Annotated in this window: 1 protein-coding gene; it reads left to right on the forward strand. The window is 33.3% G+C overall.

The window, feature by feature from the left end:
* Positions 1–210 (forward strand): DDE-type integrase/transposase/recombinase (locus tag CD138_RS13685; RefSeq protein WP_142380770.1); only part of this gene is annotated, 210 nt, incomplete at both ends.

Below are 210 nucleotides of genomic sequence, written 5' to 3' on the forward strand. Positions count from 1 at the left end.
GCATATGCGTTTATTAAGCGTCTGATTAAACAATTCGGTAAACCTAAAATGATAATTACAGATCAGGCACCCTCAACGAAGGTGGCCATGTCTAAATTAATTAAAGATTTTAAGCTCAATACAGACTGTCATTGTACATCTAAATATCTTAATAACCTCATTGAGCAAGATCACCGTCATATTAAAGTAAGAAAGACAAGATATCAAAGC

The sequence above is a fragment of the Staphylococcus intermedius NCTC 11048 genome (assembly GCF_002902385.1).
Classification (GTDB): domain Bacteria; phylum Bacillota; class Bacilli; order Staphylococcales; family Staphylococcaceae; genus Staphylococcus; species Staphylococcus intermedius.